2 protein-coding genes and 1 pseudogene are annotated in these 2,063 nt (G+C 64.4%); all 3 read right to left on the reverse strand.

Annotated features, from left to right (window positions below):
• A pseudogene (locus I71_RS28710) lies at positions 1 to 232 on the reverse strand (hypothetical protein); the annotation flags it as partial.
• Positions 229 to 840 (reverse strand): hypothetical protein, encoded by a 612-nt coding sequence (locus I71_RS28715; protein WP_042702351.1) that lies wholly within the window; start codon positions 838 to 840, stop codon positions 229 to 231. The pseudogene I71_RS28710 and the gene I71_RS28715, both read right to left, overlap by 4 nt.
• Positions 841 to 1,024: 184 nt before the next feature.
• The coding region (locus I71_RS28720) for an acetoin utilization protein AcuC (RefSeq protein WP_042702349.1) at positions 1,025 to 2,063 on the reverse strand (1,039 nt) is incomplete at its 5' end.

A 2,063-nucleotide genomic window follows, 5' to 3' on the forward strand; every position in this document is an offset into this window, starting at 1 on the left:
ACCTGCTTCTGCGCAGTTCCACGATTCCCTGGTCAACTCCTCGATTCGGTAAGAAGGTTTTCTCTTCCCGATGCAGTCGATGGATGGTGGCATCCAGCTNGTCCAGAGTCTTCCGCACGCCGCGGACGCGCTGGCGGGCCTGCGACACCCGTTGCTCCACGCCCAACAGGACATTGCCCAGCCACGCGCCGATGGAGACGATCGCGAGAATGATGATGAAGTTGATCATCATGGGACGGCACCGGCCTTGGACCGAGCGGTCGCCGGCGGCATGGGAGCACCCTTGCCACCGCCTTTGGCGCCTGTCTTCTCGGTGCCGCGCATAAAGGACTTCTGGAAGCCCATTTTGAACGGGAAGGCAACGTCGCACATCTGCTTGGCCTCGTCGAAGCTGGACGCCCAGACCTCCGCCACATTGGTACAGCGCCAGATGGGATTGACCTGCACCCGCTCGCCGGCGGCGCGGGCGGCGACAGATGCCTTTTCCTGCGTCACGGTGGCGACGAACTTCATCAACCCGGCCTGGGGATCTCCCACCTCATGCACGAACATCGGAGGCTGGTCGGCCAAGTCACGGATCTGCTTTTCCGCCTTGCGGATATCGGTTTCCAGCCGGTTGCGGTCGGCAGATTGGCTGTTGCGGCGCTGAACCAGATGGTTGACGCGGTTCTGAAGCTCCTGCGCTTCAGCGTGAAGCACATAGATGCGGTTCTCGATCTGCTCAAGACCGCTGCTCTTTTCCATGATGTTCGGCAGAAAATCCTTCAGCATCATGGCGACCGGTACGGCAGCCAGCATGATGATGACGGTGGCGATCAGGAACAGCGTCGTGTTCGACATCCGCTCGCCCATTCTCCCAGCCAAAGCCGGCGAATGCCGGCCGATAGGCTCCATCCCGAAAGCGGCACCGGTGCCTTGAAAAGAGGATCGACGAACAATCAGGACCCGTCAACGAATCGTCACAGCTTCGTTCCAAATTCATCGGAACTGTATCGGGTGGTTTGCAGCGGCCGGCAGTCGTCGTTCAGGACACCGCCATTTCCGCCACATGCCTGACCGCATCGCGGACCGGTCCCGGTCGCGGTTCATCGCCAATCGTGGTGAACCAGTGTTCCGGCGGGTTGCGGCCGGCAGCACGGTTCCAGGTCAGGGCGCGCAGCACGGCCTCCGCCTCCGCCGTCGGTCGGATGGCGGGATCTCTGCCATTCATCACCGCCCAGAGTCCGGCCCAGCACCGTCCGACCGACCAGGGATTATAGCCGCCACCGCCCACCACCAGCACCCGGGGCGCCAGAGGCAGCAGGGCCGCCACCGCATCCCACAATGCGCGGTTGGAGAGTTCCAGCCGGCTCAGCGGATCCTCGGCAAGTGCGTCGGCGCCGGTCTGGATCACCATCGCCTGCGGACGGAAGGCACGCGCGAGCGGCAGAACCGCCACCTCCATCACATGCTCCATCTCGCTGTCGTTGAAGCCCGGCGGCACCGGCAGGTTGCGGGCCATTCCCCCGGCACGGTCCTCCGCCTTGCCGGAATAGGGCCAGCGCCCATCCTCGTGAATGGAAACGGTCAGCACCCGGTCGTCGTCGGCGAAAGCTTCCTCCACCCCGTCGCCATGGTGGGCATCGAGATCGACATAGAGCACCCGCTCCAGCCCATGGTCCAACAGTTCAAGTATGCCCAGCACCGGCGCATTGAAGTAGCAGAAGCCGCTGGCCCGATCTCGCCGCGCATGGTGGGTGCCGGCCGCCGGGGCATAGACCAGTCCGGCCGGCCGGTCACCCAGGATCCGAGCCGCCTGCAATGCAGAGCCACTGCTGTGGGCCGGCCGCCGGTACATCTCGGCGAACACCGGGTTCTCCAGCTTGCCGAGATTGTGGCGGGCGGCGGTCGCCTCATCCACTCGCTGTTCGGCTTCCGCCCGCTTCAGCGCCGCGATGTAGTCGGGGGTGTGGAAGCGTGCCAGCTCGCGTTCGCTGGCCACATGGGTATCCAGATAAACCTCGTCGGGAAGCCAGCCCATGGCGCGGCTGAGGTCGATGGCGGTGAGACCCGCGGGATCGCCA

It is taken from the genome of Azospirillum sp. B506 (assembly GCF_000333595.1).
Lineage (GTDB): Bacteria > Pseudomonadota > Alphaproteobacteria > Azospirillales > Azospirillaceae > Azospirillum.